At 60.9% G+C, this 256-nt stretch carries 1 protein-coding gene; it reads right to left on the minus strand.

Translation table 11 applies throughout. The annotated features are described in order from the left end of the window. On the minus strand, positions 1-256 hold a 256-nt coding region (locus HU770_RS26905; protein WP_186666623.1), incomplete at both ends, for an immunoglobulin-like domain-containing protein.

The following is a 256-nucleotide window of genomic DNA, read 5'->3' on the forward strand; positions in this document are numbered from 1 at the left end:
CGGCTTCACGTTCTCTGCGACCGAGACCTGATCGGCGGTGATGGTGACCTTGACCAGGTCGCCTTCGTTGCCCGGAGTACCTGGCTCGTCGGTGACAGCGGTGCTGACCGGCGTCTTGTCCAAAACCAGGTTCTCGAACTTGCCGACATCGGCGCCATCAACCGAAGCGATCGACTTGATTACTGGGTCGTTGGTGCCGGTGTAAACGTTGTCCGGAGCAGTGACAGTCACGAAGCCCGAGGTGCTGTTGGCCGGC

The sequence above is a fragment of the Pseudomonas sp. SWRI68 genome (assembly GCF_014269165.1).
In the GTDB taxonomy this organism is placed as follows: domain Bacteria; phylum Pseudomonadota; class Gammaproteobacteria; order Pseudomonadales; family Pseudomonadaceae; genus Aquipseudomonas; species Aquipseudomonas capeferrum.